The following is a 15,449-nucleotide window of genomic DNA, read 5'->3' as shown; positions in this document are numbered from 1 at the left end:
TCAGCCGGGGTACAGGCTGAGCCAGAGGACGAGGTCGTCGTAGGCTTCCTGCCGCACCGTGCGGCGGGACAGGAAGAGGTCGTGCATTGCCCCCGGGTACCGGAAGACCGCCGCCCGGCGGCCCAGCTTGAGCGCACTGCGCGCCGTTTCCTCGACATCGATCACGGCGTCGAGGTCCATAAGCTCCGCTGACCACTCCGCCTGGATCCGGGTGCCACCGGACAGCATCACCAGCACCGGCGAGCTGATGCCCAGCCGCTGCGCCACCGCCGCGTGGCCGGCCAGGACTGCCTTCATCCACCCGGGGCGGACGGGAAACGATTCCTTCGGACGCCACGCGGGATCCAGGCACCATTCACCGTGGGCGGTACTGCTCACGCTGTCCCAGTAGCCGGCCATGCTGGGCAGCAGGAGCGCCCGGCGCGGGTCTGCCCGCGCCAAAGGCTCCACCAAGTGCACGGCGATGGTACGGATGAGGCTGCTGCCCTGCAGTTCCAGCCAGGGCGCGTTGAGGACCAGCGTGCCCAGCTTCCCCGGGTTCCGGTCCGCCCACAGTGCTGCGACAAGGCCGCCGAGGGAATGCGCGAGCATGTGCACCGTCGGTGCCACACAGTGGCCGGTGCGGCGGGCGACGTCGGAGCCGATCGCTGCCAGCGCCGCCGCGATGTCCTCGTCATAGACGGCCAGGTCGGTGGCGTACCCGGGGGTCTGCCAGTCCCGCAGGCTGCGGCCGAACTTCCGCAGGTCCAAAGCGTAGAAGTGGAATCCGCTGGCAACCAGGTGATCAGCGAGTTCGGCCTGCAGGAAGTAGTCCGCCCAGCCGTGCAGGTAGAGGACCACCTTCGCCGGTGCTTGGGTTGCGCTGCCGGCCGGGGCGCGGTGTCGGACCAGGGTGGCGACGACCGGGCCCTCATCGTCCCGAACCAGAGGCAGCTCCAGGGCCTCGAAGCCGCCTCCCAGCACGTCCTCCCGCCACCGGGGCAGCACTGCGGGCACCATCACGCGGAGTTTCCGTCGGCCAGTACGTAGGCGCGAAGCCAGCGGGCCAGCCGGTTGTATGCGTCCGCGCGGACGCGCGGGGCGGAGAGGAAGACATCGTGCAGGGCGCCGTCGATCCGTTCCAGCGTCACGGTACGGCCCAGGCTGAGGGCCCGCAGGGCTATGGTATTGACGTCAAGGACAGCATCGGTGCGCCGCATGGATTCCTTCCAGAACATTCCGTTGGCACTGGCCCCGGAGATCAGCACGAGGATGGGGACATCGATGTGCAGCCCCCGGGCCACCCGCGACTGTCCGGCCAGGACGGCGCTCAGCCAGCCGGCGCGGACCGGAAACGCCCGGGGTGGACGGTAGTTCTCATCCAGCGTCCATTCCCCTTCGGCCGCGCTGCTGACGCTGCGCCAGTAGAAGGAGCGCTCCGGAAGGCGGATGACGGCTTCGGGCCGGAACCGCGCGAGCGGCTCCACCATGGTGCGGGCGGCCCGGCGGAGGGCGGGGCTGCCATGCATCTCCAGCCAGGGGCTGTCCAGGATTAGCTGCGCAACCACCCCCGGGTGCCGGCTCGCCCACAGCGCCGCAATTAGTCCGCCGGTGGAATGCCCCATTAGCGCCACCGACGGCGCGGGTTGTCCTTCCGGCTGCAGGGACTTGATGATGCCAATCGCCGCAGTGATCTCGGCGTCGTAGTCGTCCAGGTCTGCGACGTAGCCGCCGTACTTTCCGGCCTGCAGGCTCCGGCCGTGGTTGTGCATGTCCAAGGCAAAGAACGCGAAACCCTGGCCGGCCCAGAACGTGGCAAGTTCCTCGTTGAAGAAGTAATCACTCCAACCGTGCAGGAAAAGCACCGCCCGGGGCGGGTTCCCACCGGTTCTGCCCGGTGCGCCGGCGTCCGTCCCGGCGCCGGGAACATGCCGCACCAGCGTTGCGGTGCGCTCGACGCCGTCCGGACCGGCCGCCGGGAAGGCGCAGGCTTCGAAGTTGTCGCCGAGGATATCGGGCAGCCATTCCATGGCAGGCACCTAGATTGCCGACGCCGCTGCGCGGCCGGCTGAACGGCCCGAGAACAGGCAGCCGCCGAGGAAGGTTCCTTCGAGGGCACGGTATCCGTGGATGCCGCCGCCGCCGAAACCGGCAGCTTCGCCGGCGGCGAAAAGGCCGGGCACTGGCTGCCCTGAACCGTCCAGGACCCGGGACTGGAGGTCGGTCTGGAGTCCGCCCAGGCTTTTGCGGGTGAGCACCGAGAGGCGCACGGCCAGGAGCGGTCCGTGCCGGGGGTCCAGCATCCGGTGCGGCCGGGCCACGCGCATGATCTTATCGGTGGTGAAGCGGCGGGCCGCGCGGATGGCGGCGAGTTGCGGGTCCTTGCCCAGGCCGCTGTCCACCTGCCGGTCCCGGGACCGCATCAGCCGGTCCAACGCGGCGGCGTCGATGAGCGGCCGGCCGGTGAGGGAGTTCATGGCGGCCGCGAGCCCTGCGGGCGTGCCGGCCTGCAGGAAATCGATTCCGCGATCAAGGAAGCGCTGCAGGGGACTGTCGTTGCCCGGTTTCAGCCGCGATGCCAGGAGGCGGAGGTCCTTGCCGGTGAGATCGGGATTCTGTTCCGAGCCGGACAGGGCAAACTCCTTTAAGGCGATGGTCCTGTTCAGCACGAACCAGGAGTGGTCGTGCCCGGTGCCGAGGATGTGGCGCAGCGACCCCAGCGAGTCGAAGCCCGGGAACAGGGGAGCGGGAAGCGGGGTTCCGGTGGCGTCCAGCCACAGGGCGGAGGGGCCGGGCAGGATCCTGATGCCGTGCCTTGGCCACACGGGGGAATGGTTGTGGATGCCTTCCGGGTAATGCCACATCCGGTCCCCATTGATGAGGTTCCCGCCGGAGCGGGCTGCGGCGGCGAGGAATTCGCCGTCGACCGATGCCGGCACTCCGGTGAGCATTGTCCGGGGCGCCGGGCCGCCGGGCCACTGCCGCCGGACGGCGTCATGGTTGCCGCCGATCCCGCCGGTGGTCACCACAACGGCCGCGGCTGAGGCTTCAAAGCGGCCGACGGCGGTACGCGGGGAGGCTTCGCCACGGAGGGCGCCGCTGGGCTTCAGGATTTCCCCCTGCACCCCTGTGATGCGTCCCGCCGTGGTCACAAGGCCGGCCGCCCGGTGGCGGAAGTGGAACGTGACCCTGCCCGTGGCCTCACCTGCACGCAGCTTTGCCAGGAAAGGCGCCACCAGCGCAGGGCCGGTGCCCCACGCCACGTGGAACCGCGGCACCGTGTTGCCGTGGCCGTCAGGGGCGCAGCCGCCGCGTTCGGCCCACTGCACCAGAGGAAAGAACCCTACGCCCAGGGCGGCCAGCCAGGCGCGGTTTTCCCCCGCTGCGAAGTCCACGTAGGCGGCCGCCCAGTCCCGGGCAAGCGCGTCCTCGGGGCGGTCGAACGCGGCGGAGGACATCCAGTCGGCGAGGGCAAGCTCCGCACTGTCTTTGACACCCAGCCGGCGTTGCTCGGGGGAGTTGACGAGGAACAGCCCGCCGAAAGACCAATGCGCCTGCCCGCCGGCGGACGCCTCGGGCTCCTGGTCCAGCACAGCAACCCGGCGCCCTGCCGCGTAAGCCTGTGCCGCGGCGACCAAGCCGGCCAGGCCAGCCCCAACAACGAGCACGTCAGCCTCGATTCGGGATCCGGCCGCCGGGGCAGGCGCGGTACGCGGGGCTTCATAGTCGCTGCTCATGGCTTCATGCTAGCGCCGGGGAGTGCGCGGGTTTGGTCTGGACCGCCGGAACCGGAAAACTAGAGCCATGCGCGTATATCCGACCTTCTTCCGGCTGGCCTTTTCATGGATGGACGCCGAACGCGCCCACAAGATCGGTTTCCGGGCCATCCGGCTCGTCCACTCCTGCGGTGCCGGGCGGGTGCTGCAGCGGTTTACCGCTCCCGCGGCATCGCTCCGGACGCAGGCGCTGGGCCTGACGTTCCCCTCGCCGTTCGGCCTGGCGGCCGGCTTCGACAAAGAGGGCCACGGCATCCAGGCCCTCACCGAGCTTGGTTTTGGCCACATTGAGGTTGGGACCATCACCGGGCAATCCCAGCCCGGCAACCCCGCCCCGAGGCTGTTTCGCTTGGTCGAGGACGGTGCCGTGATCAACAGGATGGGCTTTAACAATGACGGGGCCGCTGCCGTGGCACCCCGCCTGAAATCCGCCCGGGCAGCCCTGCAGCGCCGCCATCGGGAATCCCGGCCGGTGATCGGGGTCAATATCGGCAAATCCAAGGTGGTGGAACTTCAGGACGCCGTGGCCGATTACCTGATCAGCGCCCGCAGCCTGGCCCCGGCCGCGGACTATCTTGTGGTAAATGTCAGTTCGCCGAACACACCGGGCCTGCGGCTCCTGCAGGATGTGCAGGCGCTTCGACCGCTCCTGGCGGCAGTGGGGGAGGCCGCGGACCAGGCCGCCGGACGCCACGTGCCGTTGCTGGTCAAGATCGCACCGGACCTGAGCGATGATGACATCGACGACGTCGCCCGGCTGGCCCTGGACTTGAACCTGGACGGGATTATTGCCACCAATACCACCATCGCCCGAACCGGGCTTACCGCGGGCCCCGACAAGGTGGCGACCTGCGGGGCGGGCGGGCTGTCCGGGGCGCCGTTAAAGCAGCGGTCGTTGGAGGTGCTGGCCCGGTTGAAGGCCGCAACCGGCGACACGTTGACTCTCATCTCGGTGGGCGGCGTGGAAACCGCACAGGATGTGCAGCAGCGGCTCGAGGCCGGCGCCACCCTTGTGCAGGGCTACACGGCGTTCCTCTACGAGGGTCCGTTCTGGGCGGCGCGCATTAACCGCCAGCTCGCCAGGCACCCGTCCCGACGCTGAGCGGCGTCCGCCGGGGGACAACGAGGCCCCCGGCACTGGACTGGTCTGTCCGCTGCCGGGGGCTCCTTGGCCTGGGCATCAGGCGGGGTATTCGCCCCGCTTGACAAGGGGTTTGGGAAGGCGCAGCCGGCGGAACTGCAGCGAGCGCATCGAGCCGTACCAGACGGTGCCGCGCTCCGGATCGCCGAACTTGTCCGTCAGTCGTTTCTTGAGTTTCCGGGACAGAATGAAGACGTCCACGAAGACCGCCAGGAACATGACCCAGAACGCGCCCAGGACGTAAATCATCTGTGAGCTGGAGGCCGGGATCAGCAGGGAGACCACCACGAAGATGAGTGCGCCGAACATCAGGTACTCCCCGAGGCTGAAACGGGCGTCGACATAATCCCGGGCGAACCGCTTCTGCGGGCCCCGGTCCCGGACCGGCAGGAACCTCTCATCGCCGGTTTGCATGGCCTCGCGCATCTTCAGTCGCTGCTCCTGGACCGCAGCCCGCTCGGCGGCCTTGGAGGCCTTGCGGTCCTCCGGCACCAGCGGCCGCTTACGGGCCGCCACCTGCGCGCTGCGCTTGGGCGTGGGCGCGCCCTTGCCGAGGGCGGTACCCCGGGCGGCTGCCCCGGCCGCCTGCTGGTCAACTATGTCCTGCGCCGCTGGCGCTTCTTTTTTACGTCCAAACACCCCTACAGAATACCCCGGGGCAACTGGAGCCCGGCCCGTGGACCCGGGGGCGTGACCGGCCGCCGCCCTGTTTGCTGTGATTCGCGGCACGGGTAGTGTTCTGGCCATGACTTCATCACCCGCGGGAAACCCGCACACCGCCTACCGCCATGCCGGAAACGTCGACACCGAGGCGCTCCGCCAGGCCGTCGCTGACTCTTTCGACTCCACCGTCGCCCAGCTGACCGAACTCGTCGCCATCCCGGGGATCGCCTGGCCCAGCTTCGACCCCGCCCCGCTGAACGCCAGCGCCGACGCCGTGGCTGAACTGGTGCGCGCCAGCGGCTTTGACGAGGTCCAGGTCCTGCGCTGCGACAAGGCGGACGGGACGCCGGGCGGCCCCGCCGTCGTCGCCCGCCGGGCGGCCGCCGCGGGCAAGCCGACGATCTTGCTGTACGCCCACCATGACGTGCAGCCCACCGGAGACCTGGCGCTCTGGGAGACAGACCCCTTTACCGCCATCGAACGGGACGGCCGGCTCTACGGACGCGGCGCGGCCGATGACAAAGCCGGCATCCTGGCGCACATCGCCGCCTACTCGGCCGTCACCCGCGTTTTGGGCGACGATCTCGGCCTCGGCGTGACGTTTTTCTTCGAAGGGGAAGAGGAAGCCGGGTCCCCGACGTTCCGGACCTTCCTGGAAACGCACCAGGAGCTGCTGCGCGCTGACGTGATTGTCGTGGCGGACTCCAGTAACTGGAAGGTCGGCGTTCCTGCGCTCACCACCAGCCTCCGCGGCCTCGTGGATGGCACCATCGAAGTCCGGGTCCTGGACCACGCTGTCCACTCCGGCATGTTCGGCGGCCCGGTCCTGGATGCGCCGACTCTGCTGTCCCGGCTCATCGCCACCCTGCACGAGGACGACGGCAGCGTTGCCATCGCCGGCCTCGCCAGCAGCGACGACGTCTCGGTGGATCTCTCCGAAGCGGAATACCGCGCTGACGCGTCTGTGCTCGACGGCGTCCGGCTCGCCGGCACCGGATCGATCGCATCGCGGATGTGGACCAAACCGGCGCTCTCCATCATCGGCATCGATGCCCCCGCAGTGGACGTCGCCTCCAACACCCTGCTGCCCCGCGCGCGGGCAAAGTTCAGCCTGCGGCTCGCGCCCGGGCAGGAACCGGCCGAGGCGATGGATGCCGTGCGCCGGCATGTGGAAGCCAACGCGCCCTTTGGCGCCCACGTGGTTTTCACGCCGGGGGAGAGCGGCAACGCTTTCCGCACGGACACCTCTTCCAAGGCGGCCAGCGTCGCCATGTGGGCCCTCGGCGAGGCCTGGGGCGTCCCGGCCGTCGAGACCGGCATCGGCGGCTCGATCCCTTTCATCGCCGATCTGACCGAGTTGTACCCGGATGTGCAGATCCTGGTCACCGGCGTCGAGGATCCCGACTCCCGTGCCCACAGCGCAAACGAATCCCTGCACCTGGCGGACTTCCGAAATGCGATCGTGGCCGAGGCCCTGATGCTGGCCCGGCTGAACGAGGAAGGACTGGCCTGATCCTCTCGGCCTGCGGAAGTCCCGGGGGAACATCCAGCCTGGTGGGACGGTTACGCCAGGAGTTAGAGCTACACGGCTGATCGACGTAGCATGTAGCTATAGCCCGTACCGTCAAAGTAGGGGCGGGTGCCGTGCAAGCGGCACCGCCACCACCGTCGTTAGAAGGTAGGCCATGAGCACTACAACCAATGAAAACAGCATCGACACCACCGCCGCTGCGAGCGGGGATCCGGCAGCGCACGAGGTCAAGCTGACCGACGTCGCCGCCGGCAAGGTCCGCAGCCTGCTGGAGCAGGAAGGCCGCACCGATCTGCGCCTCCGGGTGGCGGTACAGCCCGGCGGTTGCTCTGGCCTCATCTACCAGCTCTACTTCGATGAGCGGCTCCTCGACGGCGACGCCGTGCGCGACTACGACGGCGTCGAAGTTGTGGTGGACAAGATGAGCGTTCCCTATCTCAGCGGCGCCAGCATTGACTTCGAAGACACCATCTCGAAGCAGGGCTTCACCATCGATAACCCCAACGCCGGCGGCTCCTGCGCCTGCGGTGATTCCTTCCACTAAGGCCGGGCTGTTTGCCCGGCCTTAGTGCCGGAAAATCCACAACGACCGGGGCCGGTAAATAGGTCCCGACGCACGGCGCGGACATGTGGGCGAAACCTCGCGGGGAGCGGTAAGCTCTACATCAAGTAGTAAAACTTTTCGTGTGCCCAGGCCCTCATTTGGCGGCCCGGGCAACAGCAACAAGTAGGAAGGGCCGTCTGTGAGTTCGCAGAACCGAACCGGCAGCCGACGCAAACAGATCACTACGATCACTGGCTTGGCACTCGCCGGCGCGTTGGCTTTGACTGGATGTTCACCAGAGGTACAGAAAGGGTGGCTGCCCACCGAGCGTGGCACCACCAACCACACTGACCGCATCATGGACCTCTGGGTCAACTCATGGATTGCCGCCCTGGTTGTGGGCGTCATTACCTGGGGCCTGATGATCTGGTGCATAGTCGCCTACCGGCGCCGCAAAGGCACCGTCGGGTTCCCGCGGCAGAACAGCTTCAACCTTCCGCTTGAGGTTTTCTACCTGACGATCCCGCTGTTCATGGTTCTGGTGTTTTTCTACTTCACCGACCGCGACCAGCAGGCGATCGACAACCGGGCCCAGCCCGCCGACGTCGTCGTCGATGTCCGCGGCAAGCAGTGGGCCTGGGACTTCAACTACAAAAAGGGCGACGTCATCCGCGAGGATGTCCACGAAGCCGGCGTCCAGGCCCACCTCACCGGCAATGACGTGGACAAGGAAAAGCTGCCCACGCTCTACCTGCCGGTGAACAAGTCCGTTGACCTGGAACTGAACGCCCGCGACGTCATCCACTCCTTTTGGGTTCCCGCCTTCCTGCAGAAGCGCGACATGATCCCCGGCAAGACCAACTACATCAGGTTCACCCCCACCAAAGAGGGCACCTACGACGGCAAATGTGCCGAACTCTGCGGCGAGTACCACTCCGAAATGCTGTTCCGCGTGAAAGTCGTTTCCGACGCCGAGTTCCAGACCCACCTGGACCAACTCCGCCAGGACGGCAACACCGGGCTCCTCGGCGAAGAGTACGACCGCAACCCGGCCCCGGCAGAAACCAAGTAAGGGGAGCGCGAAGTGGCAACGACCTATTCCCAGCCCACCGGGATCCTAGAGGCTCCCGTAGTACCGAAATCCAAGGGACGCATTGTCGTCAACTGGATCACGTCCACTGACCACAAGACCATCGGGTACATGTACCTGATCTCGTCGTTCGTGTTCTTCTGCTTCGGCGGCGTTATGGCGCTGCTGATCCGCGCCGAGCTCTTCGAACCGGGCATGCAGATCCTGCAGACTAAAGAGCAGTACAACCAGCTCTTCACCATGCACGGCACCGTCATGCTGCTGATGTTCGCCACCCCGCTGTTTGCCGGGTTCGCCAACGTCATCATGCCGCTGCAGATCGGTGCCCCCGACGTCGCCTTCCCGCGACTGAATGCACTGGCTTTCTGGTTCTTCCTTTTCGGCTCCACGATCGCCGTGTCCGGTTTCATCACCCCGCAAGGTGCAGCATCGTTTGGCTGGTTCGCGTACGCGCCGCTGTCCAACACGACCTTCAGCCCGGGCGTGGGCGGTGACCTCTGGGTCTTCGGCCTGGCGCTCTCCGGCTTCGGTACCATCCTCGGTGCTGTCAACTTCATCACCACGGTCATCTGCATGCGCGCCCCGGGCATGACCATGTGGCGCATGCCGATTTTCACCTGGAACATCCTGGTCACGGCCATCCTGGTGCTGATGGCGTTCCCGCCCCTGGCCGCCGCACTGTTCGCCCTCGGCGCGGACCGCCGCTTCGGTGCCCACATCTTCGATCCCGAAAACGGCGGCGCCGTCCTCTGGCAGCACCTGTTCTGGTTCTTCGGGCACCCGGAGGTCTACATCATCGCCTTGCCGTTCTTCGGCATTGTCTCCGAAATCTTCCCGGTCTTCAGCCGCAAGCCAATCTTTGGTTACAAGGGCCTGGTCTACGCGACGATTTCCATCGCCGCGCTGTCCGTGACCGTGTGGGCCCACCACATGTACGTCACCGGTTCAGTTCTGCTGCCGTTCTTCTCCTTCATGACGATGCTGATCGCCGTCCCCACGGGTGTGAAGTTCTTCAACTGGATCGGCACCATGTGGCGGGGTTCCATTACCTTTGAAACCCCCATGCTCTGGAGCATCGGCTTCCTGGCAACGTTCCTCTTCGGCGGCTTGACCGGCATCATCCTGGCCTCACCGCCCCTGGACTTCCACGTGTCCGACTCCTACTTTGTGGTCGCGCACTTCCACTACGTGGTCTTTGGCACCGTGGTGTTCGCAATGTTCGCCGGTTTCTACTTCTGGTGGCCAAAATTCACCGGCAAGATGCTGAACGAACGCCTGGGCAAGATCCACTTCTGGATGCTGTTCCTGGGCTTCCACGGCACCTTCCTCATCCAGCACTGGCTCGGCGTTGAGGGCATGCCCCGCCGCTACGCGGATTACATGCCGCAGGACAACTTCACGTGGATGAACCAGTTCTCCACCTACGCCTCGTTCCTGCTGGGCGCCTCGCTGATCCCGTTCTTCTGGAACGTCTACATCACCTGGCGCAGCAACGACCGGGTCGAAGTCGATGACCCGTGGGGCTTCGGTGCTTCCCTCGAGTGGGCGACCTCGTGCCCGCCGCCGCGCCACAACTTCACGTCGCTGCCGCGGATCCGGTCAGAGCGTCCGGCGCTGGACCTGCACCACCCGGAGCTCGCCCAGACCTACACCGCCGAGTCCCCCGGCCCGGCAGCAGCAACCCTCGGTAACGCCGACCAGAAGGATCAAGCCCAGTGAAAATCGAATCACGGATTTTTGGATTTGGAGTCTTCTTCTTCGTACCGGTCGCCATCGTCTACGGTTTTGTGACCGGTTGGACTGAGCCGGTGGGCTACCTGGCCCTCCTGCTGGTAGCCGGCCTCGCGGGCATGATCGGTGCCTACCTCGGTTTCACCGGCAAGCGCGTCGGGATGCGCCCGGAGGACCGCAGCGACGCTGAGATCCACGAAGGCGCCGGCGAACAGGGCCACTTCAGCCCCTGGAGCTGGTGGCCGCTGGTTCTTGGCCTGGCCTGCGCAGGCGGCTTCCTCGGCCTGGCTGTGGGTTTCTGGATTGTGTTCATCGCCGGCGGGCTCGCGGTCGTCGCCTTGGTTGGCTGGGTTTACGAATACAGCCGCGGAGACCACGCGCACTAACGTCCCACCGGACGAAACAGTCCATAACGACGGCGGGCCCCACCTTCGGTGGGGCCCGCCGTCGTTGGTAGAGCAGGGGCACGGTTTCAGCGGCGGAGATCCGCCGGCAGGAACCGGGAGGACGGGTGCAGGGCGGTTGGGCATATGAGCGTCGGACCGGCTGAGCGCACTACCGGTGCGGCCGGACGTCGCGGCGGTGCTAGGCAGGCTTGTGAGTGCGTGCACACCCACTGCCGAGGTGATTCCCCGCAGGCCGGCCTGCGCACCGGTTTCACGACGCATCGGATGCACGCTCTCGCCGCGAAGCCCAACGCCCGCCGGGACGGCACCGGTATGGTTTGTGCCGCGTCCACCGTTGAATGGGCCGTAGAGCCGTCGCCGCAGATGATTCCGGACCGGCCCGTGCTGTCACCGACCCCGTTCCGGTGGTTCCCGTTCGGACCGGTACAGCTACCTGCGCGGGCCTCTGAGCGTCCCAGCTGACCCGGAGGACTCCAGGAGCGTTATGAGGGTCTCCAGGGCGTCGTCGACGCCGGCAGGGCCGACACGGTCCGATTCGGCCCCCGGGGGGACAGCGAGTTCGACTTCGCAGCCGCAGGAGAAGTCTTCCGTCATGACTTCCAGCAGTGACCGGGCATCAACTCCCGGCCGGCCCGCCTTGCTGATGATGACGGGGAGCCCTGTTGCCTGGACGGCGCGGACAAAGAGGGCCGCCGGCCTGGCGTGCAGCCCCACCGGGGCTTGGACGATCGCGGTCCGAACTCGCAACTGTTGTTCCTTTATCTCTCAGGGGCGTATCCACCGGCGAGGACCGGTGATTTAAGCCTAACCGCGGCCGGCGTCCCGGGCGAACAAGCAATGCGCCGTGGTCTAGACCAGGGTTCCTCATGGATTAACCTGAAGATATGAATCTTCCCGGACGGCAGTACAGTGGCGCCCTCTGACGCGGCGCGGATGGCCGGCGAGATTGACCGGCGCAGCGGCACGCCCATCTATGTCCAACTACGGGAAATCCTTCGCGCCCATATTGGAACTGCCTGCCCGCCTGGTTCGGCGCTGCCCTCGGAGCGGGACCTCGCCGAACGGTTCGGCCTGGCCCGCATGACCGTCCGGCAGGCGATCGACGCCCTGGTGGGGGAGGAAGTCATCGAGCGCGTCGTGGGTCTGGGCACCTTCGTCCGGAAACCTAAACTGGACCTGCAGGTGAAGCTGACCTCGTACAGTGAGGAAATGCAGCGCCGCGGCATGGTCCCTGCAGCGCGGGTGTTGAGTTTTGAACAGATCGCGGCCAGCGCGTTCCTGGCCCGGGAATTGCAGTTGGAGGAGGGGACTGCGTTGGTGCGCTTCCGGCGGCTGCTGCTGGCGGACAACGAACCCATGAGCGTGGACGAGAACTTCATTCCCGCCCACCGCGTTCCCGGCCTGCTCGACGGCGAACCGCCCACGTCGCTGTACAACGTCCTCAGCGAACGCTTCGGCCTGGTGATGGAATGGGGCGAGGACATGATCGAGGCGACCGCTGCGTCGCCGTCGACAGCCCGTCTACTCAACGTCGAAGTGGGCTCGCCGCTGTTGAAGATCCAGCGCCACGCCTTCGTGGCTCGGGCCATGGTTGACTACTCGGTTTCCTACTATCGAGCCGACCGCTATAAACTCTGGGTCCCGCTGCAGCGCCCCGGGGTCCGTCCGACCCGAAACTATTCTTCGGGCTACAGACCCTGATGACACCGCAGCATTCTGTGGTGTGATGACGGCGGGGACGCCAGCGCGTCCACGGTGGATCTTGACGGTACATGCAGAAAGGCCCGGTCCTGGGGGACCGGGCCTTTCTGGTGTTCATCGCAGCAAGTTAGCGGCTGAGTGTCTTCTGGGATTCTCCAGCTTCGACAACCTCATGGGCGCCGTGGTGGCCATGGGCCGCCGCAAGCTCCGCCGGCGTTGCCGGGGCAACCCGGTCCTCGAAGAACCACTGGGACAGCTTCGCACGTCGCTTTTCAGTCTTGTCGACCACGCCGTTGGCGTTCGGCACCGCGGGAAGCGGCGACGGCGACTCGAAGCCGACGAGCTTGTAGCGCTTGTACTCATCCAACGGGGCGTGGACCTCGATGAACTCACCGTGCGGCAGGCGCACGATGCGGCCGGTTTCACGTCCGTGCAAGGCGATCTCGCGGTCTTTGCGCTGCAGCGCCAGGGCCACCCGTTTGGTGACGATGAAAGCTATGACCGGGCCAACGAAGAACAGCGCACGCAACCAGTAAGTCACGTCGTTCAGGGACACATGGAAGTGCGTGGCGATGAGGTCCGAGCCGGCAGCAGCCCACATGACGCTGTACCAGACGAAACCGGCCATGCCGATTGCGGTCCGCGTGGGAGCGTTCCGCGGACGGTCCAGGACGTGGTGCTCGCGGTTGTCCTTGGTGATCCAACGTTCAATCCACGGGTAGGTGAACAGCACCGTGAAGAGGATGCCGGCAGGTACCAGGGCCGGGAGCAGAACGTTGAACGTGAAGACGTGGCCAAACCACACCTGCTCGACCGACCAGTTACCGATGGTGCCCGGCATCAAGCGCAGGGCTCCATCGACGAATCCGATGTACCAGTCAGGCTGGGTGCCAGCCGAAACGGGGGAGGGGTCGTACGGCCCGTAGTTCCAGATCGGGTTGATGGTGAAGAAGCCGGCCATGAGGGCAACAACACCGAACACGATGAAGAAGAACCCGCCAGCCTTAGCCGCGTAGACGGGGCCGAGGGGGTAGCCGACGACGTTGCCGTCGTTGCGTCCCGGACCCGGGTACTGGGTGTGCTTGTGAACGACCACCATGAACAGGTGCATCACGATCATCAGGAGAATGAGGGCCGGCACCAGCAGGATGTGGAGCATGTACAGACGACCGATGATGGCCGTTCCGGGGAACTCTCCGCCGAAGAGGAAGAAGGAGATGTAGGTGCCGATGACCGGGATGGACTTGATGACGCCGTCGATGATGCGCAGGCCGTTGCCGGAGAGCAGGTCATCGGGGAGCGAGTAGCCGGTGAAGCCGGCAGCCATCGAGAGGATGAGCAGCACGCCGCCCACCACCCAGTTCATTTCACGGGGCTTGCGGAAAGCGCCGGTGAAGAACACGCGGAGCATGTGCACTGAGACCGAGGCTACGAACAACAGAGCGGACCAGTGATGGACCTGGCGCATGAACAGGCCGCCACGGACATCGAACGAAATGTTGAGCGAGGAGCTGTAGGCTACCGACATTTCGACGTTTTTCAGCGGTGTGTAGGAACCCGCATAGTGCGTCTCCGCCATGGACGGATCGAAGAAGAAGGTCAGGAACGTACCCGAGAGGAGGAGGATGACGAACGAGTAGAGCGCCACTTCGCCGAACATGAAGGACCAGTGGTCCGGAAAGACCTTGCGGCCAAATTCCCGGAGGATCCCGGAGCCGCCGACGCGCTGGTCGACGAAGTCGGTGATGCGGCCGCCTTTAGTTTTAGCGACGAAGACGGGGGCATCAGGCGTTGTTGTTGCGCTCATGCTCATCACGCTCCCAATAGCTAGGTCCAACAGGTTCATGGAAGTCGCTGGTGGCGACGAGGTAGCCCTCGGCATCTACTGCGATTGGCAGCTGCGGGAGAGGACGGCTGGCGGGGCCGAAGATGACCTTGCATTCCTGGGTCAGATCGAAGGTCGACTGGTGGCACGGGCACAGCAGGTGGTGGGTCTGCTGCTCGTACAGGGCAACAGGGCAACCGACGTGGGTGCAGATCTTTGAGTACGCAACGATTCCGTTATAGCCCCAGTCCTCACGGCCTGCGGAGGGATTGAGGGACTCCGGGTTCAGCCGCATGAGCAAGACGACGGCCTTGGCCTTCTCATTGAGCTTGCCTTCGGTGAGTTCGTTCAGCCCTTCCGGGATGACGTGGAAAGCCGAGCCGATAGTGACGTCCGAGGCCTTGATGGGGGTTCCATCGGGGTCGCGGGTGAGGCGCTTGAGCTTGCCTTCCTGGGGTGCCCACATGGTGTGGGCCAGAGCGTTGTCAGGACGCGGTCCCAGGTCACCGAAGACGGCGAGGGCCGGCAGGGGTGCGAGTGCCACGGCGCCCAGAAGGGTGTTGCGGATCAGCGGCCTGCGCTTGATGCCAGTTTCCTCGACGATGTCGTCGACGATACGTACGGCAGCCAACCGGTCTTCTTCGGTGCGGATCGCATGGCGCTCTTCCGAGACTTCGTGGTCCGGCATGAGCGCCTTGGCCCAGTGCACAATGCCAGTGCCGATGCCGAGCATCGCAAAAGCGGTACCGATGCCGAGCAGTGCGTTCTGCAGGCGGACGGTTGCGATTGCAGTGTCGCCGCCCAGGTCGATCGCAAAGTAGGCAACCAGAAAAATCAGGGTGCCGACGACTGAAATTCCGAAGAGAAGGGCTACCTGCCGTTCTGCTCGTTTTGCTGCCTTCGGGTCCGTGTCGGCCAGGCGCAAACGGTGCGGGGGAATTCCAGGATCCTGGAACTTCTCCACCTCATTCTGACCAGCCGTAGCTACGGTGCCCGAGTGGTCCGGACTGCCGTCACTATGGTTGCCCATAATTCGCCTCATCCCTCTCTCGTCCCGGCTA

General features: G+C 65.8%; 14 protein-coding genes. 7 read left to right on the top strand and 7 right to left on the bottom strand.

The features are described from left to right. From VUN84_09780 to VUN84_09770, 3 genes are read right to left on the bottom strand one after another with little or no spacing between them, the layout of a single operon-like run. Complete coding sequence (locus VUN84_09780) at window positions 1-999, bottom strand: alpha/beta hydrolase (protein XAS62633.1); 999 nt, start codon at window positions 997-999, stop codon at window positions 1-3. After that, window positions 999-2,009 carry an alpha/beta hydrolase gene (locus tag VUN84_09775; GenBank protein XAS62632.1) on the bottom strand — a complete coding sequence of 337 codons (1,011 nt, stop codon included), beginning with the start codon at window positions 2,007-2,009 and terminating at the stop codon, window positions 999-1,001. The genes VUN84_09780 and VUN84_09775 overlap by 1 nt, the downstream gene beginning before the upstream one ends. 9 nt (window positions 2,010-2,018) lie before the next feature. Continuing rightward, window positions 2,019-3,716: an FAD-binding dehydrogenase gene (locus tag VUN84_09770; protein ID XAS62631.1), complete on the bottom strand. Its 1,698-nt coding sequence runs from the start codon at window positions 3,714-3,716 to the stop codon at window positions 2,019-2,021. Between the two features lie 67 nt (window positions 3,717-3,783). Between VUN84_09770 and VUN84_09765 the strand changes: the two genes are divergently transcribed. After that, window positions 3,784-4,857 carry a quinone-dependent dihydroorotate dehydrogenase gene (locus VUN84_09765; GenBank protein XAS62630.1) on the top strand — a complete coding sequence of 358 codons (1,074 nt, stop codon included), beginning with the start codon at window positions 3,784-3,786 and terminating at the stop codon, window positions 4,855-4,857. A gap of 78 nt (window positions 4,858-4,935) precedes the next feature. Here the strand turns inward: VUN84_09765 and VUN84_09760 are convergent, their stop codons facing one another. Further along, entirely contained in the window at window positions 4,936-5,535 is a 600-nt protein-coding gene (locus tag VUN84_09760) for a DUF3043 domain-containing protein (protein XAS62629.1), read from the bottom strand. A gap of 106 nt (window positions 5,536-5,641) precedes the next feature. Between VUN84_09760 and VUN84_09755 the strand changes: the two genes are divergently transcribed. From VUN84_09755 to VUN84_09735, 5 genes are all read left to right on the top strand, one after another. Next, window positions 5,642-7,072 (top strand): dipeptidase, encoded by a 1,431-nt coding sequence (locus VUN84_09755; protein ID XAS62628.1) that lies wholly within the window; start codon window positions 5,642-5,644, stop codon window positions 7,070-7,072. A gap of 172 nt (window positions 7,073-7,244) precedes the next feature. Continuing rightward, entirely contained in the window at window positions 7,245-7,634 is a 390-nt protein-coding gene (locus VUN84_09750; GenBank protein XAS62627.1) for an iron-sulfur cluster assembly accessory protein, read from the top strand. Between the two features lie 199 nt (window positions 7,635-7,833). Beyond that, the gene (gene coxB / locus VUN84_09745) at window positions 7,834-8,706 is read left to right on the top strand and encodes a cytochrome c oxidase subunit II (protein ID XAS62626.1); all 873 of its coding nucleotides are present in this window, start codon (window positions 7,834-7,836) and stop codon (window positions 8,704-8,706) included. Between the two features lie 12 nt (window positions 8,707-8,718). Then, on the top strand, window positions 8,719-10,443 hold the full coding sequence (gene ctaD, locus VUN84_09740) for a cytochrome c oxidase subunit I (protein XAS62625.1): 1,725 nt from the start codon (window positions 8,719-8,721) through the stop codon (window positions 10,441-10,443). Further along, window positions 10,440-10,841 (top strand): cytochrome c oxidase subunit 4, encoded by a 402-nt coding sequence (locus VUN84_09735; GenBank protein XAS62624.1) that lies wholly within the window; start codon window positions 10,440-10,442, stop codon window positions 10,839-10,841. Before ctaD ends, VUN84_09735 begins: the two co-directional genes overlap by 4 nt. Before the next feature lie 450 nt (window positions 10,842-11,291). Here the strand turns inward: VUN84_09735 and VUN84_09730 are convergent, their stop codons facing one another. Then, window positions 11,292-11,609: an HPr family phosphocarrier protein gene (locus tag VUN84_09730; GenBank protein XAS62623.1), complete on the bottom strand. Its 318-nt coding sequence runs from the start codon at window positions 11,607-11,609 to the stop codon at window positions 11,292-11,294. 186 nt (window positions 11,610-11,795) lie between these two features. Between VUN84_09730 and VUN84_09725 the strand changes: the two genes are divergently transcribed. After that, window positions 11,796-12,563 (top strand): GntR family transcriptional regulator, encoded by a 768-nt coding sequence (locus tag VUN84_09725; protein ID XAS65813.1) that lies wholly within the window; start codon window positions 11,796-11,798, stop codon window positions 12,561-12,563. A 127-nt stretch (window positions 12,564-12,690) separates the two neighbouring features. On the opposite strand, the gene VUN84_09720 is transcribed toward VUN84_09725, so the two are convergent. Both VUN84_09720 and VUN84_09715 read right to left on the bottom strand, forming a co-directional pair. Further along, a complete protein-coding gene (locus tag VUN84_09720; protein ID XAS62622.1) occupies window positions 12,691-14,370 on the bottom strand; it encodes a cytochrome bc complex cytochrome b subunit in 1,680 nt (559 codons plus the stop codon). Next, window positions 14,348-15,418, bottom strand: coding sequence for a Rieske 2Fe-2S domain-containing protein (locus VUN84_09715; GenBank protein ID XAS62621.1), 1,071 nt, complete (start codon window positions 15,416-15,418; stop codon window positions 14,348-14,350). The genes VUN84_09720 and VUN84_09715 overlap by 23 nt, the downstream gene beginning before the upstream one ends. Window positions 15,419-15,449 lie beyond the last annotated feature (31 nt).

This window comes from Micrococcaceae bacterium Sec5.8 (assembly GCA_039636775.1).
Classification (GTDB): Bacteria; Actinomycetota; Actinomycetes; order Actinomycetales; family Micrococcaceae; genus Arthrobacter.
The sequence above is the reverse complement of the archived record's forward strand: the minus strand, read 5'-3'. Positions and strand labels throughout refer to the sequence as shown.

What these genes read in the sequence shown, in the direction of transcription:
- VUN84_09725 (XAS65813.1), top strand. Translation starts at nt 11,796, where the DNA reads ATGGCCGGCGAGATTGACCGGCGCAGCGGCACGCCCATCTATGTCCAA.
- VUN84_09775 (XAS62632.1), bottom strand. Translation starts at nt 2,009, where the DNA reads ATGGAATGGCTGCCCGATATCCTCGGCGACAACTTCGAAGCCTGCGCC.
- VUN84_09715 (XAS62621.1), bottom strand. Translation starts at nt 15,418, where the DNA reads ATGGGCAACCATAGTGACGGCAGTCCGGACCACTCGGGCACCGTAGCT.
- VUN84_09755 (XAS62628.1), top strand. Translation starts at nt 5,642, where the DNA reads ATGACTTCATCACCCGCGGGAAACCCGCACACCGCCTACCGCCATGCC.
- VUN84_09720 (XAS62622.1), bottom strand. Translation starts at nt 14,370, where the DNA reads ATGAGCGCAACAACAACGCCTGATGCCCCCGTCTTCGTCGCTAAAACT.
- VUN84_09765 (XAS62630.1), top strand. Translation starts at nt 3,784, where the DNA reads ATGCGCGTATATCCGACCTTCTTCCGGCTGGCCTTTTCATGGATGGAC.
- VUN84_09780 (XAS62633.1), bottom strand. Translation starts at nt 999, where the DNA reads ATGGTGCCCGCAGTGCTGCCCCGGTGGCGGGAGGACGTGCTGGGAGGC.
- VUN84_09750 (XAS62627.1), top strand. Translation starts at nt 7,245, where the DNA reads ATGAGCACTACAACCAATGAAAACAGCATCGACACCACCGCCGCTGCG.
- VUN84_09770 (XAS62631.1), bottom strand. Translation starts at nt 3,716, where the DNA reads ATGAGCAGCGACTATGAAGCCCCGCGTACCGCGCCTGCCCCGGCGGCC.